The 22,807-nt window shown below is 55.7% G+C and carries 25 protein-coding genes and 1 pseudogene; 20 read left to right on the top strand and 6 right to left on the bottom strand.

The window, feature by feature from the left end:
* Nucleotides 1-260: 260 nt before the first annotated feature.
* Together JXR15_RS03750 and ilvA are read left to right on the top strand one after the other, a co-directional pair.
* Entirely contained in the window at nt 261-638 is a 378-nt protein-coding gene (locus JXR15_RS03750) for a hypothetical protein (RefSeq protein WP_422051888.1), read from the top strand.
* Between the two features lie 50 nt (nt 639-688).
* A complete protein-coding gene (gene ilvA / locus JXR15_RS03745; RefSeq protein WP_422051887.1) occupies nt 689-1,927 on the top strand; it encodes a threonine ammonia-lyase IlvA in 1,239 nt (412 codons plus the stop codon).
* A 213-nt stretch (nt 1,928-2,140) separates the two neighbouring features.
* Here the strand turns inward: ilvA and JXR15_RS03740 are convergent, their stop codons facing one another.
* Nucleotides 2,141-2,464 (bottom strand): Hpt domain-containing protein, encoded by a 324-nt coding sequence (locus JXR15_RS03740; protein WP_422051886.1) that lies wholly within the window; start codon nt 2,462-2,464, stop codon nt 2,141-2,143.
* Nucleotides 2,465-2,629: 165 nt separating this feature from the next.
* Between JXR15_RS03740 and JXR15_RS03735 the strand changes: the two genes are divergently transcribed.
* Complete coding sequence (locus JXR15_RS03735) at nt 2,630-3,901, top strand: PP2C family protein-serine/threonine phosphatase (protein ID WP_422051885.1); 1,272 nt, start codon at nt 2,630-2,632, stop codon at nt 3,899-3,901.
* Nucleotides 3,902-3,907: 6 nt separating this feature from the next.
* Here the strand turns inward: JXR15_RS03735 and JXR15_RS03730 are convergent, their stop codons facing one another.
* Complete coding sequence (locus JXR15_RS03730; RefSeq protein WP_422051884.1) at nt 3,908-4,345, bottom strand: NUDIX hydrolase; 438 nt, start codon at nt 4,343-4,345, stop codon at nt 3,908-3,910.
* 78 nt (nt 4,346-4,423) lie between these two features.
* On the opposite strand from JXR15_RS03730, the gene JXR15_RS03725 reads away from it, so the two are divergent.
* The 6 genes from JXR15_RS03725 (at nt 4,424) to JXR15_RS03700 (ending at nt 11,181) form a co-directional block, all read left to right on the top strand.
* Nucleotides 4,424-5,428 carry an Hsp33 family molecular chaperone HslO gene (locus JXR15_RS03725; RefSeq protein ID WP_422051883.1) on the top strand — a complete coding sequence of 335 codons (1,005 nt, stop codon included), beginning with the start codon at nt 4,424-4,426 and terminating at the stop codon, nt 5,426-5,428.
* A complete protein-coding gene (locus tag JXR15_RS03720) occupies nt 5,412-6,020 on the top strand; it encodes a CoA pyrophosphatase (protein WP_422051882.1) in 609 nt (202 codons plus the stop codon). The genes JXR15_RS03725 and JXR15_RS03720 overlap by 17 nt, the downstream gene beginning before the upstream one ends.
* Entirely contained in the window at nt 6,017-7,174 is a 1,158-nt protein-coding gene (locus tag JXR15_RS03715) for a CCA tRNA nucleotidyltransferase (RefSeq protein WP_422051881.1), read from the top strand. The genes JXR15_RS03720 and JXR15_RS03715 overlap by 4 nt, the downstream gene beginning before the upstream one ends.
* Before the next feature lie 327 nt (nt 7,175-7,501).
* Nucleotides 7,502-9,343 (top strand): ABC transporter ATP-binding protein, encoded by a 1,842-nt coding sequence (locus tag JXR15_RS03710; RefSeq protein WP_422051880.1) that lies wholly within the window; start codon nt 7,502-7,504, stop codon nt 9,341-9,343.
* A 38-nt stretch (nt 9,344-9,381) separates the two neighbouring features.
* On the top strand, nt 9,382-10,596 hold the full coding sequence (locus JXR15_RS03705) for a class I SAM-dependent RNA methyltransferase (protein WP_422051879.1): 1,215 nt from the start codon (nt 9,382-9,384) through the stop codon (nt 10,594-10,596).
* A gap of 90 nt (nt 10,597-10,686) precedes the next feature.
* Nucleotides 10,687-11,181, top strand: coding sequence for a L,D-transpeptidase family protein (locus JXR15_RS03700; protein ID WP_422051878.1), 495 nt, complete (start codon nt 10,687-10,689; stop codon nt 11,179-11,181).
* Here the strand turns inward: JXR15_RS03700 and JXR15_RS03695 are convergent.
* Nucleotides 11,172-11,693: a CAP domain-containing protein gene (locus JXR15_RS03695; RefSeq protein WP_422051877.1), complete on the bottom strand. Its 522-nt coding sequence runs from the start codon at nt 11,691-11,693 to the stop codon at nt 11,172-11,174. The two genes, JXR15_RS03700 and JXR15_RS03695, sit on opposite strands and share 10 nt — an antisense overlap.
* A 167-nt stretch (nt 11,694-11,860) precedes the next feature.
* Between JXR15_RS03695 and JXR15_RS03690 the strand changes: the two genes are divergently transcribed.
* Nucleotides 11,861-12,457 (top strand): L,D-transpeptidase, encoded by a 597-nt coding sequence (locus JXR15_RS03690; RefSeq protein WP_422051876.1) that lies wholly within the window; start codon nt 11,861-11,863, stop codon nt 12,455-12,457.
* Nucleotides 12,458-12,602: 145 nt separating this feature from the next.
* Nucleotides 12,603-12,785: a hypothetical protein gene (locus JXR15_RS03685; RefSeq protein ID WP_168591137.1), complete on the top strand. Its 183-nt coding sequence runs from the start codon at nt 12,603-12,605 to the stop codon at nt 12,783-12,785.
* A 104-nt stretch (nt 12,786-12,889) separates the two neighbouring features.
* On the opposite strand, the gene hemH is transcribed toward JXR15_RS03685, so the two are convergent.
* Entirely contained in the window at nt 12,890-13,942 is a 1,053-nt protein-coding gene (hemH, locus tag JXR15_RS03680) for a ferrochelatase (protein ID WP_422051875.1), read from the bottom strand.
* 23 nt (nt 13,943-13,965) lie between these two features.
* Entirely contained in the window at nt 13,966-14,784 is an 819-nt protein-coding gene (locus tag JXR15_RS03675) for an SAM-dependent methyltransferase (protein ID WP_422051874.1), read from the bottom strand.
* Between the two features lie 24 nt (nt 14,785-14,808).
* On the opposite strand from JXR15_RS03675, the pseudogene JXR15_RS03670 reads away from it, so the two are divergent.
* The 5 genes and pseudogenes from JXR15_RS03670 to JXR15_RS03650 all read left to right on the top strand — a co-directional run.
* A pseudogene (locus JXR15_RS03670) lies at nt 14,809-14,994 on the top strand (double zinc ribbon domain-containing protein); the annotation flags it as partial.
* Nucleotides 14,995-15,153: 159 nt separating this feature from the next.
* Nucleotides 15,154-15,531 carry a ComF family protein gene (locus JXR15_RS03665; protein ID WP_422052243.1) on the top strand — a complete coding sequence of 126 codons (378 nt, stop codon included), beginning with the start codon at nt 15,154-15,156 and terminating at the stop codon, nt 15,529-15,531.
* Between the two features lie 40 nt (nt 15,532-15,571).
* The gene (gene grxC / locus JXR15_RS03660) at nt 15,572-15,829 is read left to right on the top strand and encodes a glutaredoxin 3 (protein ID WP_422051873.1); all 258 of its coding nucleotides are present in this window, start codon (nt 15,572-15,574) and stop codon (nt 15,827-15,829) included.
* Nucleotides 15,830-15,835: 6 nt separating this feature from the next.
* Nucleotides 15,836-16,666 carry a carbon-nitrogen hydrolase family protein gene (locus JXR15_RS03655; protein WP_422051872.1) on the top strand — a complete coding sequence of 277 codons (831 nt, stop codon included), beginning with the start codon at nt 15,836-15,838 and terminating at the stop codon, nt 16,664-16,666.
* On the top strand, nt 16,667-17,101 hold the full coding sequence (locus JXR15_RS03650; protein WP_283424381.1) for a MarR family winged helix-turn-helix transcriptional regulator: 435 nt from the start codon (nt 16,667-16,669) through the stop codon (nt 17,099-17,101).
* Nucleotides 17,102-17,105: 4 nt separating this feature from the next.
* Here JXR15_RS03650 and ubiG read toward each other — a convergent pair whose 3' ends face one another.
* Nucleotides 17,106-17,849 (bottom strand): bifunctional 2-polyprenyl-6-hydroxyphenol methylase/3-demethylubiquinol 3-O-methyltransferase UbiG, encoded by a 744-nt coding sequence (ubiG, locus tag JXR15_RS03645; RefSeq protein ID WP_422051871.1) that lies wholly within the window; start codon nt 17,847-17,849, stop codon nt 17,106-17,108.
* 49 nt (nt 17,850-17,898) lie between these two features.
* On the opposite strand from ubiG, the gene pip reads away from it, so the two are divergent.
* The 4 genes from pip to nusA all read left to right on the top strand — a co-directional run bounded on the left by pip (nt 17,899) and on the right by nusA (nt 22,801).
* Nucleotides 17,899-18,873, top strand: coding sequence for a prolyl aminopeptidase (pip, locus tag JXR15_RS03640; RefSeq protein ID WP_422051870.1), 975 nt, complete (start codon nt 17,899-17,901; stop codon nt 18,871-18,873).
* A 65-nt stretch (nt 18,874-18,938) separates the two neighbouring features.
* A complete protein-coding gene (locus tag JXR15_RS03635) occupies nt 18,939-20,444 on the top strand; it encodes an ABC transporter substrate-binding protein (protein WP_422051869.1) in 1,506 nt (501 codons plus the stop codon).
* Between the two features lie 142 nt (nt 20,445-20,586).
* Nucleotides 20,587-21,180: a ribosome maturation factor RimP gene (rimP, locus tag JXR15_RS03630; protein ID WP_422051868.1), complete on the top strand. Its 594-nt coding sequence runs from the start codon at nt 20,587-20,589 to the stop codon at nt 21,178-21,180.
* Between the two features lie 4 nt (nt 21,181-21,184).
* Nucleotides 21,185-22,801, top strand: coding sequence for a transcription termination factor NusA (gene nusA / locus JXR15_RS03625; protein ID WP_422051867.1), 1,617 nt, complete (start codon nt 21,185-21,187; stop codon nt 22,799-22,801).
* Nucleotides 22,802-22,807 lie beyond the last annotated feature (6 nt).

Below are 22,807 nucleotides of genomic sequence, written 5' to 3'. Positions count from 1 at the left end.
CTAACATTTTCGGAGAGAATTTCTCAGAAACTGGCACGATTGCCGGGACTCCGTCTAGCGGATCGATTGGTCTCAGTTTTCTGCTCATGTTTTTGGTGGTTTTTGTAATCGGGTGGGGCATCGTTGCGTGGCATCGCTTTGTTTTGGTCGAGGAGCACCAATCTGGGCTGATCCCGCCATTTCACTTGGGCAGAATACTCGCGTATTTCGGACGACTTTTCCTGCTCGGCTTAGCTTGCGCAATTTGCGCTATTCCTCTGATGATGATTGCCACATCCGTTGTGGGGTCCGGTTCCATTGCCGGAACACTAGCGGTTCTGTTTGTAATTTCTGTGCTGATCTCTGTTTTGATGTATCGTTGGGTTGCCATTCTGCCAGCCGCTGCGCTGGGTAAGCCATTGACCTTTGGCGAAGCCTGGAGCGCCACCAGCGGAGCCACCGGTGCAATTCTTGTTCTGATGATGACGGTTTGGGCCGTCAGTTATGGGGGGCAATATATGGTGCAAGCCATTTATGGGATTTCACCCTTGGTCGGTACCGCAGTTGACATTGTGTTCACGGCTTTGGTGGGTTTGGTGAATATCAGCCTCCTGACCACGTTTTATGGTCACTACGTCGAAGGTCGCTCGATCGGCTGATCTAGGACCTTCCCCTTGCCAAACCTTCCGGCTTCGGCCACTCAGGGCACATGAGCGAATTTCGTAAATGTGCCCGCACTGCCGAAGCCGCCATGCGCAGCGTTTTCCCCGCCACGCCTCTGCAGCTGAATGCCCACCTCTCCGCCCGCTTTGGTGCCGACATCTGGCTCAAGCGCGAAGACCTCACGCCTGTGCGGTCTTACAAGCTGCGCGGCGCGTTCAACGCCATGCGCAAGGTGCGCGCGAACACCCCCGATCAGCGGATTTTTGTCTGTGCCAGCGCCGGCAACCACGCTCAGGGTGTCGCCTATATGTGCAAACATTTTGATGTGCAGGGCGTGATCTTCATGCCGGTCACGACGCCGCAACAGAAAATTTTCAAGACTCAGGTTTTTGGCGGCGACAACGTCGAAATCCGCCTGGTCGGGGACTACTTTGACGACACGCTGGCGGCGGCGCAGACTTACTGCGCTGAGGTGGATGCCGCCTTTTTATCTCCATTTGACGATGAAGATGTGATTGAGGGGCAAGCGTCGGTCGCGGTCGAAGTTGAAGACCAACTGGGTCGTGTTCCAGACCACATCATTTTGCCCGTGGGCGGCGGCGGCTTGTCGTCTGGTGTGCACAGCTACTTTGCCAATGTGTTGACCTACACGTTGGCGGAACCCGAAGGTGGCATGAGCTTGGCCGCTGCTCTGGATGCCGGCGCGCCAACCACTCTGGCGCATGTTGACAGCTTTGTGGACGGTGCTGCTGTCGCGCGCATTGGCGACAAAACTTTTGCCCGCCTGTCCGATGTGGCGCCCGAAGACGTGGTGGCTGCCCCTGAAGATCGGATTTGCGCCACCATGCTGGAGATGCTCAACGTTGAAGGCATTGTGCTGGAACCCGCAGGCGCCTTGGCCGTGGATGCGCTCACCGATGTGGCGGATCAGATCAAAGGCAAAACCGTGGTGTGCGTGACCTCGGGCGGTAATTTTGACTTTGAACGTCTGCCAGAGGTCAAGGAACGGGCGCAACGCTATTCCGGTGTAAAAAAGTACTTCATCTTACGGATGCCACAGCGCCCGGGTGCCTTGCGAGACTTTCTCGAAACGCTGGGCCCGGAAGATGACATTGCCCGGTTTGAGTACCTCAAGAAATCCGCCCGCAACTTTGGCTCGGTTTTGATTGGGATCGAGACCCGCAAACCGGAAAACTTCGACGCGTTGTTTGAGCGCATTGAAGCCGCAGGCATGACCTACACCGATATCACCAACGATGAAACTCTGGGGCAGTTTGTGCTCTAGGGCGCGAATGCCTTTTGCTGCAGCGTTTTGGGTCGCAATGTCGCCTCAGGCTCAATTACGAGGTCGCCAAAAGCCAATTGCGTGGCCTTTGGCGTAGCTGCATCGAAAAAAAGCGCATCGAAACGCACAATACGTCGCCCAGGTCACTCCTTGGGCGAACACATCTCATTTTCTAAGGGTGCGCCGTTTCCGGCCTTGTCAGGGGGCAGCTTTTCAGGCGGCAGCGAGTTTTTGCGCAAACACGCCTTTGCTTTCCTCAAACGATGCCAAGATTGCGGGCACATCTACGGTGTCGCCTTTGCCTGCGGCAGCCGCAGCTTCGCCTGCTTGGCACAATTGCGAGAAAGTACGGAAACCAAGGTTTAACGCGCCACCCTTAAGAAAGTGCAGATCCGCTTCGAGGGTGGCAATGTCCGGAGTTTCACGCAGGCGCGCAATCACTTCCTCAACTTCATCAAGAAAGAGTTCCACCACTTCACCAAAATCTTCCGCGCCGATTTCGTCGCGCAGTTCTTCTACTCGTTCCCAGTCAATCATGGGCAGTTCCTCATCATTCACCCCTAGACAGTGACAGAAAAGTGTTAACAAATCCTACACGATAAAATTTGAACTATCTCATTTTTACTTTTGACGGCATGTTAAGTAGCAAGACCATAGTTGTGTTACGAAAGAAGTCAAAATTTGTGCAAAGGTCAGGGAAGCTTGTCGGCCAACACTGTTAAATCCGCTGAGACCAATGATGCGCCTGATGTAGGCGTGATCAAACGCGTGTTGCTGGTTGATGACAGCCGCGTGCAGCGTCGTATTCTGAGCTTGTCGCTCAAACGGGACGGTTATGATGTGATCGAGGCGGCCTCCGGTCAGGAGGCCCTTGATATCTGTAGCGAAGAGCTGCCGGATCTGATTCTGTCAGACTGGATGATGCCAGGCATGTCCGGTCTGGAGTTTTGTCGCGCCTTCCGTGAGTTGAGTTCGGAGAGCTACGGATACTTCATTCTGTTGACCTCCAAGAGTGAAAAAACTGAGGTTGCTCAAGGATTTGATGCCGGTGCGGATGATTTTCTGACCAAGCCTGTGAACGGTTACGAACTGCGTGCACGGATCTCTGCGGCGGAGCGTATCCTGCGCATGGAGCGCGAACTCACCGACAAGAACAAAGTGATCTCGGAAACGCTGGATGAGCTTCAGCGTCTTTATGACTCGCTGGACAATGACCTGCTGGCCGCCAAGAAGCTGCAGCAATCACTTGTGCCCGAACGGTTCAAAGATTTTGATCGCGGCGCGGTGTCGCTTCTGCTGCAATCCTCTGGCCATGTGGGCGGCGATTTGGTGGGGCACTATAAGATCAGCGACACGCGAATCGGTTTGTATGCCATCGATGTTTCGGGTCATGGAATCAGCTCTGCGTTGATTACCGCCCGTCTCGCGGGCTACCTTTCGGCGACTTCACCGGAACATAATGTGGCGATGCAGGTGGAAAAAGACGGCACAACGACTCACTTGCCGCCCGCCGAAGTTGTTGCGCGTCTTAACGAAATCATCCTGGACGAGATGGAAACCGAGCATTACTTCACCATGCTGCTCGCCGATGTCGATCTTGCCACAGGACACGTTATCCTTGCACAGGCTGGTCATCCTCATCCTGTGATCCAACGCGCTGATGGCTCGATTGAGCAAGAGGGCCCTGGCGGATTGCCGGTGGGTCTGATCCCAGGGGCTGAGTTCTCGCAATTCTGCATCGATCTCAACAAAGGGGACCGCCTGTTCCTGTTGTCTGATGGCGTGACCGAATGTCCGGATACGGCCAATGGCTTGCTGGGTGAGGAAGGTCTTGAGGCGTTGATGGTTGATCTGGCTGGCCACGATCTTGAAGACACGTTGCAAGCCATGGTCTGGAAACTTGACGAGTTCTCCGGTGGTAAAGGCTTCCCCGACGATGTGTCTGGCATTCTTTTGGAATACCGCGGCACCTAACCTGGGTTAGCGCAGAAACTGGGCCGTAAAATGCCGGTCTCCGGCATTGCCCAGCTGCGTGACCGCATCTTCAATACCCATCCACACCGCTTTATGCCCGGGCTCGCTTGGCGGTCCAATCCGCAGGGTTGGCGTGGCCAAGTAGATGGTGCAAAGCTTCTCGGCCCAGAGGTCATACTCCGGCATAAAGGTAAACCGGCGGAACACCCCCAACCGCCGCGGCTTGGTAATGCGATATCCGGTTTCCTCAAAAACCTCCCGCATCAACGCCACCACCGGGCTTTCCCCGGGATCAATTCCACCGCCCGGCAGCTGGAACTCCGGCGTTGGTTCAGCCTGATGGGTGAGCAGCATTTGGCCACCTTGAAGCAAAACCGCATAGGCTCCGGGGCGCATTGTGTAGCGCACATCTTTGCGCGGCGGTGTTCCAAAACGTGGTATCATGCGTGAAACCCCTTTTTCCTGCCCTTGCTGGCCCTATATAGTCGCGGTATGGCAAGGGAAGGCCGATAAGGAAACCCCATGAAAGCTGCAAGCAACATTGCCTGGGACGACACAGTGCTGCCGTTCCAGCTGGACAACTCTGATATTCGCGGGCGCGTGGCCCGCCTTGATGGCGTGCTCTCCGGCGTGCTCAAACAACATGCCTATCCGGAAACGGTGGAGGCTTTGGTGGCTGAAATGGCCCTGCTGACCGCATTGATCGGTCAGACCATTAGCCTGCGCTGGAAGCTGTCGCTGCAGGTGCAAACCAATGGCCCTGTGCGCATGATTGCGACCGATTACTACGCGCCAACTGCCGACGGCGAGCCGGCCCGTATTCGCGCCTATGCCAGCTTTGACGAGGAACGCCTGACCGACGGCACCCCGTTTGAGCAGTTGGGCAACGGCTACTTTGCGGTGCTGATCGACCAGGGCGACGGCATGAAACCCTATCAAGGCATTTCCGGTCTTGTGGGCGGGTCGTTGCAAGCTTCCGCAGAAGCCTATTTTGCGCAGTCTGAACAGCTGGCCACCCGCTTCTCGCTGAAGTTCGGCAAATCTGTTGAGCCCGGCGTGGGTGAGCATTGGCGTGCTGGCGGCATCATGCTGCAGCACATGCCTAAGGCTAGCCCGGAAGTCTCTGGCGAAGGCGGAAGCGGCGAAAGCGGCTATCTGCTTGCCAAAGATGTGGTGAACGAAGAAGACGCCGAAAACTGGAACCGCGCCAACATCTTGTTGGACACGGTGGAAGATCTGGAAATGATCGGCCCCTCCGTGCCGCCAACGGACCTTTTGGTACGTCTGTTCCACGAGGAAGCGCCGCGTGCCTATGACGCACAATCGGTCAAGTTTGGCTGTACCTGTTCCGAGGAGCGTGTGCGTCAGTCATTGTCGATCTATTCGGCGAAAGACATTGCCACGATGACCAAAGACAACGGGCGGGTGACGGCAGATTGCCAATTCTGCGGCGCGCACTATGACCTCGATCCAGCCACAGTTGGATTTGAGGCCAAAACTGCGGACGCAGATGCCAAAGGCGCCTGATCCGCTCCACTCAATCAAGGCCGCGCTGTCCCGCGACAGCGCGGCCTCTTCTGATTTTGATCTCAATCCCGATGTGATTCTGCCCAAAGGCCGCAAGCTGCGCCCAGCTGGTGTACTTGTGCCCATCGAGATCAAACAAGGCATCCCCCATGTCATCCTGACCAAACGCGCCAGCCATCTGAAACACCATCCGGGGCAAATATCCTTTCCCGGTGGCAAGCAGGATGAAGGCGATGCAGATGTGATTGCTGCTGCCCTGCGTGAAGCGCGTGAAGAGATTGGCTTGCCTTCCAACAACGTCGAAGTTCTGGGGACTTTGCCCACCCATGAAACCGTCACCAGCTTTCTCGTCACGCCGGTGTTGGGCCATGTTAGAGACGCTTTTGACGTAATCCCTGAGCCAGGTGAAGTCGAAGAGGTCTTCTCCGTGCCACTGTCCCATGTGACCGATCCTGCGGTCTTCTCGATCCAATCCCGCCGCTGGCAAGGCCAACGTCGTCACTATTTCACCGTGCCCTTTGGCCCCTACTATATCTGGGGTGCCACAGCCCGCATCTTGCGCGGTTTGGCGAAACAGGTGTCAGGCACATGAAAGTCTCCGGTGATTGGCTAACAGCCGCCCCAACACAGGCCGTTTGCGCCATGTTAGAGACGCATGGTTATCAGGCGCTGCTGGTTGGTGGTTGTGTCCGCAACGCGCTTTTGCGCGCGCCAGTAAATGACATCGATATCTCCACGGATGCCCGTCCGGAGCGTGTCTTGGAGTTTGCCAAAGACGCTGGACTCAACGCGATCCCCACCGGCATAGATCACGGCACCATCACCGTAGTGGCCGACGGCATTCCGCACGAAATCACCACCTTTCGCCATGATGTGGAAACCGATGGTCGCCGCGCGGTTGTCGCCTTTTCCGACAATGTCGAAGATGACGCCCGCCGCCGCGACTTCACCATGAACGCGCTTTATGCCACCTCCGACGGTACAGTGGTTGATCCGCTGGGGGGGCTCAAAGACCTCAAAGCCCGCCGCCTGCGTTTCATCGACAACGCCGAAGACCGCATTCGCGAAGACTACCTGCGCATCCTGCGCTACTTTCGCTTTCACGCCTATTACGGCGACCCCACCGAAGGCATGGACCCCGACGCGCTTGCCGCCATTGCCGCCAACATCGACGGCTTGTCCTCCCTTTCTCGCGAGCGAGTCGGCAGTGAAACCCTAAAACTCATGGGCGCGCCAAACCCGGCCCCGTCTGTGGCGGCCATGCGCCAGACCGGCGCGCTCACCGCCATTCTCCCGGGCACGGATGACCGCGCTTTGGCGCCTTTGGTGCATCTGGAAGAGATGGCTGCGGTGCCCATCGATCCTATCCGTCGTCTGACGGTGTTGGGCGGAGACAACATTGCCGAGGCTTTGCGGTTGTCCAAAAAGGCCGCCCGCCATCGCGACGTGTTGCGCAACGGGCTTGAGACGTCCGACACCCCCGGCGCGCTGGGTTACCTCCACGGTGCAGAGACCGCATCCTCGATTTTGTTGCTACGCGCTGCAATGTTTGAGATGCCATTGATGCCCGATGCTTTGAAGGTCGCGCAACAGGGAGCCGAGGCAACCTTCCCAATCCGTCCAGCGGACCTTATCGACCGGTTTCAAGGCGCGGCGCTGGGCAAGGCGCTCAAAGAGCTCGAATCACGTTGGATTGCATCCGACTTCGCGCTCACAAAACCCGAGCTTCTGGACATGCTGCCCTGACGCCACTGCGCTGATCCGGCGAGCGTGTTGCGTCGCTAGATCGCGCAACACCTTGCGCACGTTGTGTTTACCCGCTCCGCTGCCATATGGGCCGCACCTCCGCGAAACAGTCAAAATACCGACGCGATACCGACGTGCCAAAGGTCAGGTAAATCATAGGTTGACGCACGCGCAACACTGCGCCAGCATGCCGACAGCTCAAACATGAGAAGGAGTGCAAGATGTATCGCGGGATCTGGTTTTCATAAGCCAATCTGACTGCCGTGGCAGCCAGAGATGGCGAGTCACTTCATTTTGCACAATCCACTGTTTTTACAGGACATTCTCATGTTCAAGTTTTTCGAGACCCTTGTTGACCCTTATTGCGACTACGACGAAGTAGACACGCCCCCCACAAAGCTGTGGCCCTTTATGCGCGACTACGCGCAGCCATTCCGCAAAGTCTTTGTTTTTGCTACGATAATGTCGGTCATTGTGGCCGCTGTGGAGATCGGTCTGATCGCCTATATGGGCCGGATTGTGGACCTGTTGAGTGGGGATCCCTCCCAGGTCTGGGCAGATCACGGCACCGAGTTCATTTTGGTTATTCTCTTCGTGCTGTTCCTGCGCCCTGCGCTGCAGGCGTTTGATGTGCTGTTGCTCAACAATACTCTGCTGCCAAACTTCGGCACTTTGATCCGCTGGCGCGCTCATAAACATGTTTTGCGTCAATCAGTTGGCTGGTTTGAGAACGATTTCGCAGGCCGCATTGCCAACCGGATTATGCAAACCCCACCAGCAGCTGGCGAAGCCGTGTTTCAGGTGTTTGACGCCATAACGTTTTCAATTGCTTATGTCGTTGGTGCGGCCATCCTTTTGGCAGATGCTGACCCGCGTTTGGTGCTGCCAATGCTGGGCTGGCTGGTGCTCTACGGTTTCTTGGTGAAATGGACCGTGAAACGTGTTGGTCCCGCGTCGCAAAAGGCCTCTGATGCACGTTCCAAAGTCACCGGCCGTGTGGTCGACGCCTATACCAATATCCACTCAGTGAAGCTCTTTGCGCACAACAAGCGTGAGCTGGATTATGCCAAGGAAGCCATTGAATGCTCACGTGAAACCTTCCAGGCGGAAATGCGTATTTTCACCTTGATGGATGTGATGTTGGTGCTGCTCAACGGCGTGCTGATCGTGAGCGTTGTGGGTTGGGCCATCTGGCTCTGGATGCAAGGATTGGCCAGTGTGGGTGTGGTCGCCGCCGCCACCGCTTTGAGCCTGCGTTTGAACGCGATGACCGGTTGGATCATGTGGGCGCTGACCTCTTTCTTCCGTCAGTTGGGTGTGGTGGCCGAAGGTATGGAAACCATCGCGCAACCGATTGATTTGGTTGATTCCCAAGATGCCAAGCCGCTGGAGTTTTCCGCAGGCAAGATCGAGCTTGATGGTTTGTCACACCACTATGGCCGCGACAGCGGCGGGTTGGACAACATCAGCCTCACCATCGCGCCGGGTGAAAAGGTCGGGCTGATCGGCCGTTCTGGGGCCGGTAAGTCCACATTGGTGAAGCTTCTTTTGCGGTTCTACGACACCGAGCAGGGGCGCATTTTGATCGATGGTCAGGATATCTCCACCGTCACTCAGGACAGTCTGCGCGACAAAATAGGCATGGTGCAACAGGACAGTTCGCTGCTGCACCGATCTGTTCGGGGTAACCTGCTATACGGGTACCCGGATGCTACAGAAGAGCAGATGATCGCGGCGGCACAGAAAGCAGAGGCACATGAGTTCATTCTGGATCTCGAAGATCCGCAAGGACGCACCGGATATGACGCTCATGTTGGTGAACGCGGTGTAAAACTCTCTGGTGGTCAGCGTCAGCGTATCACTCTGGCGCGCGTGATCCTGAAAGACGCCCCGATTCTGCTGCTTGATGAGGCGACAAGCGCCTTGGACAGCGAGGTCGAAGCCGCCATTCAGCGCACGCTCTATGGCATGATGGCGGGGAAATCCGTGATCGCGATTGCGCACCGCTTGTCCACAATTGCTGAGATGGACCGCATTCTGGTTTTGGATCAGGGGCGTATTGTGGAACAGGGCAGCCATGCAGAACTCCTGGCGCAGAACGGCCTCTATGCCGGTTTCTGGGCACGTCAATCTGGTGGCTTCCTAAACGCAGACGAGGCGGCCGAGTAAAATTTGACCTTGTGCCCGTCCCCCACTAAGGGACGGGCATGAGCCAGATTGATATCCAGCGTTTGGGCCTGCACGGCGATGGAATTGCCGACGGACCGATCTATGCCCCTTTGACCCTGCCCGGTGAAACCGTGGAAGGCGAAATTGACGGAACACGCCTGACAAATATGCGGGTTGTGACCCCATCCGAGCACCGCGTGAAAGCCCCGTGCCGCCATTTTAAGTCTTGCGGAGGCTGTCAATTGCAGCACGCGTCTGATGACTTTTTGGCAGATTGGAAGGTTGAGGTTGTCCGGCAAGCGCTTGCCGCGCAGGGATTGGAAACCGATCTGCGCCCCGTCGTGACCTCGCCGCCCAAATCACGCCGCCGCGCTGTGTTTTCGGCGCGGCGCACCAAAAAGGCGGCTTTGGTGGGCTTCCATGCCCGGGCTTCCGATGTGATCGTTGAAATTCCCGATTGCCAATTGCTGCATCCGGACTTGCTGCCCGCCCGCGAGGCCTTGTTTCAGCTCTGTCAAATTGCCTCCTCTCGCAAAGGCGAAATCAGCGCGACGGTCACCTTGTCCGACGCCGGCTTGGATATGTCGGTTGTTGGTGGGAAACCTTTGGATGGCCCGCTGTTGGCCCGCCTGGCCCAGGAAGTGGAGCGTTTCAAATTGGCGCGTCTGACTTGGGATGGCGAAGTGGTGGCGACGCGGGCAGTGCCAGCACAGCGCTTTGGCGCCGCGTCTGTGGTGCCCCCACCTGGTGCCTTTCTGCAAGCAACCAAAGAAGGTGAAGCAGCGCTTTTGCACGCGGTCAAACAAGCCATCACGCAGGGTGATTCCGGTATTGATCTGTTTGCAGGGTGCGGCACATTTACTCTGCCTCTGGCTAAGACATACCGGATGCATGGCGTCGAAGGCGAAGGCGCGATGGTTGAAGCACTGGACGCTGGTTGGCGTAGGGCGCAGGGGCTTAAACACGTCACGGTCGAGGCGCGCGACTTGTTCCGAAACCCCATTGTTTCAGAAGATCTTAAGTATGATTTTGCAGTGATCGACCCGCCACGCGCCGGTGCAGAAGCGCAAGTCGCCGAACTGGCGAAGTCTAACTTGTCAGAGATCGCATACGTGTCTTGCAATCCGGTGACATTTGCCAGGGATGCAGCGGTTCTGAATCAAGCTGGGTACCACCTGGATTGGGTGCAAACAGTTGATCAATTCCGCTGGTCATCCCACGTGGAACTGGCTTCAAGATTTGTTCGGAAATAGCTGCTATCACGCAGCCGTGAGAGGCCAAAATGGCCGAATTCTGTTATGAGCCTTTCAAAAAGAGGCAGTGGTACAAAAAGGACCGATAAGATGCGTTTGTTCTCCGCTTTGGTGTTTGCGGTTTTGGCGTTTGGCTTGGCGAGCTGTTCCAGCAAATTTATGACGTACAATGGTCCGGAAGTGACACGCGTTGCTGTCTTTAAGGAGCAGCGCAAAATTTATCTCATGCACCATAACAAGGTGCTGAAATCTTACGATATGCACCTTGGTTTTCAGCCAGTTGGCCATAAGCAAGTCGAGGGTGACGGGAAGACCCCGGAAGGCGACTACTTCATTGATCGCCGCAATCCCAACAGCCAGTTTTATCTTTCGATTGGCGTGTCTTATCCAAATAATGCCGATCGCGCGCATGCCGCATCGTTGGGAGAATCACCTGGTGGTGACATCTTTATCCACGGCCGCCCGAAGAAATACCGCGACGGCAAAGATGATTGGACCGCAGGCTGCATTGCGGTCACAGATCGAGAAATGCGTGAAATCTACGCCATGGTCAACAATGGCACGGTGATATCGATTTATCCCTGAAAATCAGCCAGCTGCACCGAGTTTGAGTTGCGTGTGCCCATCACTAGCGTCCACCAAATCTTGCCGCTGTCCTCTTGGAACCAGGCAAACCCCATGTCTTGGGCTTTGGGGTCTAGGATAACCGCCCGCGTGTCATCTTGTTGCATCCAGGCCGCAAGAGTTTCGACCTCTGATTCGTAGGTTTCGCTGATGGTTTCACCCGCGAGAGCGCCGGAATACCCAACCCGTGCGACGCGATCTAACGGGGACGATCCGTCAGATCCAAAATGCCAAGGACGGTTCTGAAGAGACATGTCGCGTGAGTGTGTTGCTGCTGCCGCGTTGAGCTGGGCATTCAGTTCTACTGCTGAGGCACCTGATGCCGCGCGCAACGCGTTGATGGAGTCAAGGACTTGAAACTGCACTTTCGAAGTGCTGCTGCCGGAAATCTTGTATTGCTTTGTGCTGGACCCGCCGGCACCGCAGCTTACCAAACCAAGAGCTGCTACCAGCAAAAGAGCAATTGCGCGCATTGTGTTCCCGTCCCAAAAAAGTGATTGGCAGAGTCCTACCCGTCCCAAGTTGCCATGAAAACCCACATCGGCGTGACATTGCTCTTTTCGTGCCGGATTGATTTGCGACTGCGGCATTCCGGCCATATGATTGCCCGATCCACGTTACGAGTGTTCTGGAGGAACAAATGGCTGTTGATCGGTCTGCAAAAATTGGGCGCCGCGCATTTTTGGCGAGTGGCGCCGCATTTCTGAGTGCGCCGGCAATCGCACAAACTGAAACAGATACAACCGAGGTTGAGCGGGACCTGGACGAGATTGTGGTGCGCAACATTTCGAGCTTCCGTTCTCTGGATTGGGCGCCGTACTTTGACAATCTGAAGAACGGTGCAGTGCTTGTGGATGTTACATCACGTGCGTTGCATTACTGGTCCGAAGATGAGTCCGTCTACAAGCTGTACCCGACGTCGGTGCCACTGACCGAGGATCTTACGCGCCGCGGTCGCACCAAGGTCGTTCGCAAGGTTGACGGGCCAAGCTGGCGTCCAACACCGTCTATGAAGAAGCGCAATCCGGAATGGCCTGATTACGTCGGCCCTGGCCCTGATAACCCTTTGGGAACCCACGCGCTTTATCTGAGCTGGACCTATTATCGGATTCACGGAACGCATGACACGCGCAAAATTGGGCGCCGGTCCTCCAATGGGTGCATCGGTCTGTACAATGAACACATCTCCGAATTGTTTTCGTTGACAAAAGTGGGCACACAAGTGTTGCTAATTTGACGACATTTCGACCTTGGTAGGGGGCTATCGGCAATCTTGGGTTTGCAAAACCGACATTTTGCTGTTTAGACATTTCACGAGGTAAGTCTTGGGTGCTTGTCATCGCCCTCATTGTTATGGTGGCAAGCGAATTCTGGAGGATACTATGAAGAAACTCGTTCTCGCTGCTGCTCTGACTGCTGCTGCTTCCACCGCATTCGCGGGCTCCATGGCCGATCCGGTTGTTGAACCTGTTGTGATCGAAGAAGCTGCTGGTAGCTCTGGCAATGACGTTTGGGTTCCGCTTCTGCTGCTGGTCATCGTGGCCGCGGCTGCAGCAGCTGCCTAAGTCGCAACAAAGCGATCTGACATGCGAAAAGGCGGGGTTTTGCCCCGCCTTTTTGTTGTTCTGAGTTCCTGCTGAACATTTGTGAAACAGGGAATTGGGTTGGGTTAGGTCACCCAACCGCCTAGGTTCTCATCAATAATCTGGCACAGTGCGGTGATGTGTGCCGAGTCAGAGTTCAGGCAAGGAATGTAGAGAAAATCTTTGCCGCCAGCCTCTTCGAAGCTTTCTTTGATTTCCTCGTTGATCTCTTCCAACGTTTCGATGCAGTCGGCTGAAAATGCAGGCGCAACAACTGCAATGTTGGTTTTGTCTTCTTCCTTGGCAAGGCGCGCCACTTCTTCAACCGTATATGGGCGCAGCCAATCTTCAGGTCCAAACTGAGATTGGAAAGTTGTGCACAAGTCCGTGTCTGCCCACCCCAGACGCTCTTTCAGCAGGCGTGTGGTTTTCTGACATTGGCAGTGATAGGGATCGCCCTCTTGCAGGTATCGCTTTGGCATCCCGTGGTAAGACACAACCAACAGTTCAGGGCGCTTTTCAGCAGAGTCATAAGCGTTTTCTACAGATTTGGCCAAAGCGTCGATGTAGCTTGGATGGTCGAAATACGCAGGCACTGTGCGCGCCGCAGGCTGCCATTTTTCTTCCATGAGTGCGCGGAAGAATTGGTCGTTGGCGGTTGCAGACGTGGCCCCGGCATATTGCGGATAAAGCGGGAAAAACAGGATCCGCTCGCAGCCCGCTGCCACCATGCTACGCACTTTCGAAATGGTGGACGGGTTGCCATAGCGCATACAAAAATCCACCATGACTTGGTCGCCATATTTGGCTTCCATCGAAGTTTTGATCTTGGCCGTCTGATCTTTGGTGATCACCATTAGCGGGCTTTCACCGCGTTCCTTGTCCCAAATGGCTTCATAGGCTTCACCACTTGAGAAGGGACGCTTTGTCAGGATGATAAGTTGCAGGAGCGGCTGCCATTTCCAGGATGGGTAATCGATCACACGTTTGTCTGACAGAAATTCGTTCAGATACCGACGCATTGGCCAATAGGTGTAATCATCTGGCGTACCGAGGTTTGCCAGGAGAATGCCGGTTTTGCCACGGGCCACCTTCGGGTGGTCTTTGGGGGCGTGGGCCGGGCATGTAGCTTGGGTCATGTGCTGAAGTCCCTGTAAGAGTGTCACTTTGGCAATTTGATTTCAGACGTGCTGAGCGCGTCCGCGAGACGGGTTTTGGCTGAGCCAGGGCGCAGCGGTTTTTGCTGGGTGGCATCCGGCGCCCAACCGGTGAGAAAGATCAATTCATAGGTCGCTGGAATACGCCCTTTCTCTAGAAAAGAGTCTACGTAGATTTCGCTAGCGCGGATCAAAATGGAGCGACGGGTTGGCTTCCGTAAACGTTCTTGCAACGCGTTGCCTTCGCCCATAGCGCGCAGATCTTTCATCAATGACCAGGGGCTTTCATAGGTGACTTTTAGTGGCACCGTATCAGCGACCGGAAGAGCGAAACCGGCGCGCTGCAGGAGAGCGCCCAGGTCGCGGATTTCACCCATAGGAGCCACACGAGGGGACAGGCCACCGGTGATTTCCACTTCCGCTTGTGCTAGCGATGCCCGAAGTTCATGCAGCGTTTTACCGCCAAAAGTCACTGCAAGAAAAAAGCCATCATCTTTCAAAGCGCGTCGACATTGAATGAGTTGCCCAACCGGGTCATCAGCCCAGTGTAGGCTCAGTCCATGAATCACCAGATCATGGTGTTGCGGTTGTAGATCTAAAACATCGCTATCAGGAACCAAATTTGCGTCTGGAAGGCAAGTGTCCCAAACGTCCGGAAACCCGGTCACAATGGCGGGCGCCGTAAACTCTCTGTTAACCATGCTGAGGCGATCCTGAACTTCGGCGATGGCTGCGCTTTGCAGAAACATGCCGGTGGTTCGGTTGGCGCGCGTTCGGTTGCGGCGCAGTGCACGTGTATCAGTGAGGTGAGGGCTATTTTGCATGGTGCGGACAATAGGCGGGTGAAGATGAAGATTCAAACCGCCATACGCCTCTTGTTCCCGCCACGCTGTGTGGCTTGTGGCCACATGGTCGAAAGCGACTTTGGACTATGTGCAGATTGTTGGGGGCAAACAGCGTTCATTGGAGGTGTGGTGTGCGATTGTTGTGGCCGTCCGGTTACTGCTGAGCCAAGTGAGTTGCGCGTTGTGTGTGACGATTGCCTTGCGGATCCGCCGCCCTGGAAGCGGGGGCGCGCTGCGCTGTTGTATCGTGGGGCAGGTCGCAAATTAATCTTAGGGTTTAAACATGGGGACCGGACCGACATTGCCTGGCCGGCGGCAAAGTGGCTTTTGCAGGCTTCGCGGCCCTTGTTGCATGATGTCGATGTCATTACGCCGGTGCCTCTGCACCGCCTTCGATTTTTAAAACGGCGGTACAATCAGGCGGCTTTGCTAGCAGAAAAATTGGCAACTTTGTCGGAGATCGCCTTCTGTCCGACCCTTTTGGTGCGTGTAAAAGGCTTGGGGGGGTTAGAAGGGCTTGGTGCGGATGAACGTGCCCAAAAATTGCACGGCGCGATCGAGCCAAATCGAAAAAAGCTGCACCTTATGCAAGGTACCAAGATATTGCTTGTCGATGACGTTTTGACCAGCGGTGCAACTTTGCGCGCTGCAACGCAGGCTTGTCTCACGGCTAATGCCAAAGAAGTGTGTGTTGCCACACTGGCGTGCGTTGCAAAGGATGCCTAAATGCCGGACAACGGAACACAGGAAGACATAAGGACACGCCATGCAGCCGGTCGAGATTTATACCAGCCCACTTTGTGGTTTTTGCCACGCCGCCAAACGGCTTTTGACTCAGAAGAACGTCACGTTTGTTGAGATTGATGTTTTGCAGGATCCTGACCGCAAACCGGAAATGATCACACGGGCCAACGGTGGGCGTACCGTGCCGCAGATTTTCATTGGCGACACTCATGTTGGCGGCTGTGATGATCTTTATGCGTTGGAGCGCGCTGGCAAGCTTGATCCTTTGTTGGCGGCGTAACTGACCATGCGCGCGGCTTTGCTTCAAATGACGTCTTCGGACTTGCCTGAAGAAAATCTGGCAACGGCGAGTGCCATGCTGCGCGAAGCCAAGGCGCAAGGGGCCGAGTTTGCCTTTTTACCGGAGGTGATGAATTGCCTCTCAACCAGTCGTAACCATCAGGAAGCTGTGCTTAGGTTGGAAGCTGAGGACGCGACACTTGCAGGCCTTCAGGCTTTGTGTGCGGAACTGGGTCTTTGGCTCCTGATTGGAAGTCTCGGGCTAAAAACCGGCGACGCTGACGGACGTTTTGCGAATCGATCCTTTGTGATCTCCGCAACCGGCGACATCGTGGCGCGCTACGACAAAATCCACATGTTTGATGTGGATGTCACGCCGGAAGAGACCTATCGGGAATCAGATGGCTATCGGCCGGGCGAGCAAGCCGTTGTCGCACAAACGCCGTTTGGCAAACTAGGATTGTCGATCTGCTATGATGTGCGGTTTGGGCGTCTGCACCGTGCGCTGGCTCAGGCAGGTGCGGACATCCTAACCGTTCCCGCAGCCTTTTCGCATGTCACCGGCAAGGCGCATTGGGAAACCTTGTTGCGTGCACGCGCCATCGAAACCGGGTGTTTTGTCATCGCCCCAGCGCAAACGGGGAAGCATTCAGCGTCTAAGGGGCAATCGCGTCAAACCCATGGGCATTCCATGGTTGTGGCCCCTTGGGGCGAAGTTTTGGCAGACGCCGGTACGGAACCGGGAGTCACGCTTGTTGATCTTGATCTGACATTGGTTCAGAAGGCCCGTAGGCAAGTGCCGTCCCTACAACACGACCGAGACTTCAGCGGGCCCTAAATGAACGACAAAAGCGGATTGGCGATTACGCTGTTTGGCGAGATTCTGATGGTGGATCAGCTTGCGCGCTCCCGTTTGTCCAAAGTTCTGCCAAAAGGCATGGAACTTTCACATTTCTCTGTGTTGAATCATCTGGATCGCTCCAACGTTGAGCGCAGCCCGGCACAGTTGGCCAAGACGTTTCACCTCACCCGTGGCGCGATGACCAATACACTGCACAAGCTGGAAACCGCAGGATACGTGCATATCCGCCCGGATTGGGACGATGCGCGTCGTAAGATGGTCGCGATCAGCCCGGCAGGCCGACAGGCCCGCGATGCCGCGCTGGCCAGCATGGAGCCGATCATCAACGACATGGTCAGCCGTTTGGGGGATGATCGGGTGCGCGCAGCGCTCCCGATCTTGCGCGAGCTTCGTCTAAAGCTCGAGGAATAGGCTGTCAGGGCTTGGTGCTGGCGGTCACGTAGTTGACGCTCAGGTCTTTGTCCGAAATGGACCATTGCCAGCTGATCGGGTTGAAGACAAAACCCTTGCGATCCACTGGTGTTAAGCCGGATTTCTCAATTAAATCAAACAGCTCATCCGGGGTGATGAATTTGTGCCATTCGTGAGTCCCTTTGGGCAGCCAGCGCATGACATATTCTGCACCAACAATGGCGACCGCAAAGCTCTTTGGGTTGCGGTTGATGGTCGAGCAAATGTGCAAGCCGCCGGATTTGAGCAGCTGTTGGCAGGCCGTCATATAACTCAGTGGGTCCGCTACGTGTTCGACCACCTCCATATTGAGAGCGACATCAAATTGCTCGCCAGCCTCTGCCATGGCTTCGGCGGTTGTGTGGCGGTAGTCGATTTCCAAACCGGATTGTTCGGCGTGGATGCGCGCCACTGGCAGGTTGCCGCCTGCAGCATCTGCGCCCACAACCTTTGCACCAAGGCGGGCCATTGGTTCTGACAACAATCCACCGCCACATCCGATATCGAGCAAGCGCAACCCCTCAAAAGGTCGAGCTTCGGTCAAGTCGCGATTGAACTCCGTAGCAATCTGCGTCGTAATGTAATCAAGACGACATGGGTTGAGCATGTGCAACGGCTTAAACTTACCGTTGGGATCCCACCATTCAGCGGCCATGGCTTCGAATTTGGCCACTTCGGCAGGATCTACCGTGGTATTGGTGGCTTGCATTTTGAACTCTCCATGCTCATTTGGGCGTCGCAACCATTATAGGTAGGACATGGACAAAAACTCGGGCCAAAAGCGCGCAGTGCACTACCTTTACCCCCCGGCCGAGCCGTTTGACCAGAGGATGCTGGACGTGGGCGATGGGCACAGCATCTACGTCGAACAGTCGGGCAATCCAAGCGGTTTGCCAGTTGTTGTGGTGCATGGTGGCCCAGGTGGCGGGTCCAGCCCGGCCATGCGGCGCTATTTTGATCCCAATGTCTATCGCGTGATCCTTTTTGATCAGCGTGGTTGTGGCCATTCCCGGCCACATGCTGAGGTGGAAAACAACACCAGCTGGCATCTTGTGGCGGACATGGAACTTATTCGGGATACGCTGGAGATTGACGAATGGATCGTCTTTGGTGGCAGCTGGGGCGCAACTTTGTCACTTCTGTATGCGCAATCTCATCCCGCGCAGACAGTTTGTTTGGTTTTGCGCGGTGTGTTTCTGATGACCCAATCGGAGCTCGATTGGTTTTATGGCGGTGGTGCAGGCCATTTCTGGCCTGAACCTTGGGCGCGATTTTCTGATCTTGTGCCGGAAGAAGAGAGAGGCGACCTGATTGAGGCCTATCATCGTCGCCTATTTTGTGGGGATCGTGCGACCGAGATCAAGTTTGCGCGCGCCTGGGCGAGTTGGGAAAACGCCTTGGCCTCAGTGTATTCCAATGGCCATGGTGGCGAAGCGCCAGCCGAATATGCGCGCGCGTTTTCGAGGTTAGAGAATCACTACTTCCGCAACAGAGGTTTTCTTGAAACCGACGGACATATTCTCGCGAATATGACGGTGCTCAAAGATATTCCCGGATACATTGTACAAGGGCGATATGACATGATCTGCCCGCCAAAGGCGGCGTATGATTTGGCGACGGCCTGGGGCGACATGGCCGACTTGCGGGTTATTCGCAACGCAGGCCACGCGCTGTCGGAGCCAGGGATCAGTGCAGAACTTGTGCGCATCATGGATGATTTGGCGCGGATTTAGCAAAACGTCTGGACATTGGGGCCAGATGGCTTTCTCATCTACCCCCGATCACCCGGAGTTTGACTTTGTCACGCATTAGCAGACGTAGCCTTTTGACCACCGGTGCCGCAGCAGGTGTGCTGGCGGCGTCAGGTTTTGGCTTGGCTGCGGCCACGCCAAAATCCGGCGGCACTCTGCGGGCGGTGTTGCCCGGTGCGCGGTCAAGCGACACATGGGATACGCGATCTCACGATAGCCTCTTTATGATGGCGGCTTGCCATGGCGCGGTTTTTGATTGTCTGACTGAAATTGGGCCGGATGGCGCGTTGCGCGGCGAATTGGCGGAAAGCTGGACGGCCAGTGCCGATGCGCGAACCTGGACCTTTGATTTGCGCGAAGGTGTGCAGTTTCACAATGGTAAGGCGTTTGTGGCTCAAGATGTGCTTGAGACCTTTGCTTTGCACATTGGGCAAAACACATCACCGGTTGAACCGCTGCTGCGGGACGTTTCCGAGTTGAAGGCGCTTGGCCCACATCAGGTGCAATTCACGTTGCATGCGCCCAATGCTGACTTCCCGTACCTTTTGTCGGACTATCATCTGGTGATCTATCCGGCCGGTTACGTTGAGCTTGCGATGCAAAATGGAATTGGCACGGGACTGTACAAGGTGGAAGAGTTCTTGCCGGGGCAGGGGCTGCGTGCACGCCGTTTACAGAACCATTACAAGGGAACAAAGGCGGGTTTCTTTGAAGCACTTCACCTTCTCAGTGACACAGACCCCTCCGCGCGCTTCAATGCGCTCCTTGAAGGGGGCGTTGATGTTGCGGCGCAGATCGCGCCGGCACATGCGCATCAGATAACGGCCCAGTCTGGGATGTCTCTTCAGAACTTGAGTGGGAATCAGCACTACAGTTTTGCAGTTGGAGGCAACCTTGATCCGCAACAGGCCGCGGCAGTTCGGCGCGCAGTGAAATACGCCCTGGACCGCCCGGCCTTTGTACAAGACAGCCTGTTGGGTTTGGGCCAAGTTGGTGGAGATACGCCAATTGGGCCCGCGAACCCATATTTTTCTGATGTGACTGCAGCGCTGGTGCATGATCCAGAGCGGGCAAGATCGCTTTTGCAAGATGTTGGTGCAGATCGGTTGTCGGTTGGGGTGTCGCCGCAGTCGATGCGGGACTTTTCCCCGGTGTTGGCATCCTTTGTCGCGCAGATGGCGCACGTGGGGCTGCAAGTGGATGTCACAGACAGCTACTCGAAGGCGTCGCTGCATTTTTCGGCAGGAAGGGCCACGGAGGATTGGGCGATGTCGACATATCTGGCGCCAGGCGGGCGTTGGAACTACGCCGGCTGGCAGGATAGCAAAGCAGAGCAGCTTTTGTTTGATGCGCGATCTGAAATGGATGCGCAAAAGCGGCAAGGTCTCTATGGTGAGCTTCAACACCTGGTTCAGAAAGACGGCAGCCTTGTTGTGCCGGCGTTTGCCAATCATTTGCAAGCAACCTCAAAAGCCATTGTCACGCCCAAAACCATCGGAGCCCAATATGCGCTCGACAACGCGCGAATTGCGGAACGCTGGTGGCGGGCTTAGGCATATTTTCCAAGGGGGCTTGCAGACTCGCCTCTGTCAACGTATATCCCTCTCAACAGCGGCGCGGTCGGGTTAGCCTGAACGCTCCACCGGGAAAGATCGACGGGCCGCGGGCCCGTTTTTTTGTGCTTGGAATATGCCTATGAGTGACCTCATTGCCAAAGCGGCGATCGACCGCAAGCTGGCAGATATTGTTGCCCCAGTCGTCGAAGACATGGGGTTTGAGTTGGTGCGTTTGCGTCTCATGGGCGGAAAATCTCACACCCTGCAGATCATGGCCGAGCGCCCTGGCGGTGGCATTGAAGTGGATGAGTGCGCTCAGATTTCAAATGCGATCAGCGCGGTATTGGATGTTGAGGATCCGTTGTCGGATTCCTACACACTTGAGGTTGGCAGCCCAGGTGTGGATCGTCCGTTGACACGGCTCAAAGATTTCGACGCCTACGAAGGATATGAGGCCAAGATTGAGACCGCCGAACTGATCGACGGACGCAAACGCTTTCGTGGTGTTTTGGCCGGCATCGAAGGCGAGGACGTTTTGATCAATATCGAAGATCAGGGAGAGACCGTCACGGTGGGCCTGAACTTTGACTGGTTGGCGGATGCCAAGCTGATGTTAACCGATGACCTGATTAAGGAAATGCTGAAAGCGCGCAAAGAAGCGGGCATTCTGAACGAAGACGATTTTGACGACATTGAGACCGGCGAGCAAGCGCCCGGCGAGTCTGAGGAGTAATACCATGGCAATCACCTCTGCAAACCAGCTTGAGCTGCTGCAAACCGCCGAAGCCGTTGCTCGGGAGAAAATGATCGACCCGGGTCTCGTGGTTGAAGCGATGGAAGAATCGCTCGCCCGTGCCGCCAAAAGCCGTTACGGCGCCGAAATGGACATTCGTGTGTCTATTGACCGCAAGACCGGTAAGGCGACTTTCACGCGTGTGCGTACGGTTGTTGAAGATGATCTTCTGGAAAACTACCAGGCCGAGTTCACCGTCGAGCAGGCAAAACAATACATGGAAAACCCGGAAATCGGTCAGCAGTTCGTCGAAGAAGTGCCACCGGTTGAAATGGGCCGCATCGCCGCCCAATCCGCAAAGCAAGTGATCCTGCAGAAGGTGCGCGAAGCTGAGCGTGATCGTCAGTACGAAGATTTCAAAGACCGCGCCGGCACCATCATCAACGGTGCAGTAAAGCGTGAAGAGTTTGGCAATGTGATTGTTGATGTGGGTGGCGCCGAAGCGGTGTTGCGTCGCAACGACAAAATTGGCCGAGAGAGCTACCGGTCCGGCGATCGTGTGCGTGCCTTCATCAAAGAAGTGCGTCGTGAGCCACGTGGCCACCAGATTTTCTTGAGCCGGACCGCGCCAGAATTCATGGCTGAGCTGTTCAAGATGGAAGTGCCTGAAATCTATGATGGCATCATCGACATCAAAGCAGTGGCGCGTGACCCAGGTTCCCGCGCCAAGATCGCTGTGATCTCGCACGATGGTTCGATTGATCCAGTGGGTGCCTGTGTCGGTATGCGCGGTTCCCGCGTTCAAGCTGTGGTGAATGAGCTGCAAGGCGAAAAAATCGACATCATCCCTTGGAACGAAGATCAGCCAACCTTCTTGGTGAACGCACTGCAGCCAGCGGAAGTCTCCAAAGTTGTTTTGGACGAAGAGGCCGGCAAAATCGAAGTTGTTGTACCGGACGAGCAGTTGTCTTTGGCGATTGGTCGCCGTGGTCAGAACGTGCGTCTTGCCAGCCAGCTGACCGCGCTGGACATCGACATCATGACCGAAGCGGAAGAATCCGAGCGCCGTCAGAAAGAGTTCGAAGAGCGCACCAAGCTGTTTATGGAAACGCTGGATCTGGACGAGTTCTTTGCTCAGCTTCTGGTGTCCGAAGGCTTCACCAACCTCGAAGAGGTTGCTTATGTGGAAATCGACGAGCTGTTGGTCATCGATGGTGTTGACGAAGGCACAGCTGGCGAACTCCAAGCCCGTGCGCGTGATTTCATCGACGCGAAAAACAAAGCGGCCTTGGATGCTGCCCGTGAGCTGGGTGTTCAGGATAGCTTGGTTGCCTTTGAGGGGCTGACGCCTCAGATGATCGAGGCCTTGGCCAAAGACGGTGTGTTGAACCTCGAAGATTTTGCAACCTGCGCTGACTGGGAGCTTGCTGGTGGTTGGACCACCGATGGCGGCGAACGTATCAAAGATGACGGTGTTCTTGAGCCTTTTGGTGTGACGCTGGAAGAGGCGCAGGACATGGTCATGACCGCCCGCATCGTTTTGGGATGGGTTGATCCTGCTGAATTGGAAGCGGAAGCCGCAGAAGAAGACGAAAACACATCTGAGGAGGCTGAGGCCTGATCTCAG

Source organism: Shimia sp. (genome assembly GCF_049116215.1).
Taxonomy (GTDB): domain Bacteria; phylum Pseudomonadota; class Alphaproteobacteria; order Rhodobacterales; family Rhodobacteraceae; genus Shimia.
The sequence above is the reverse complement of the archived record's forward strand: the minus strand, read 5'-3'. Positions and strand labels throughout refer to the sequence as shown.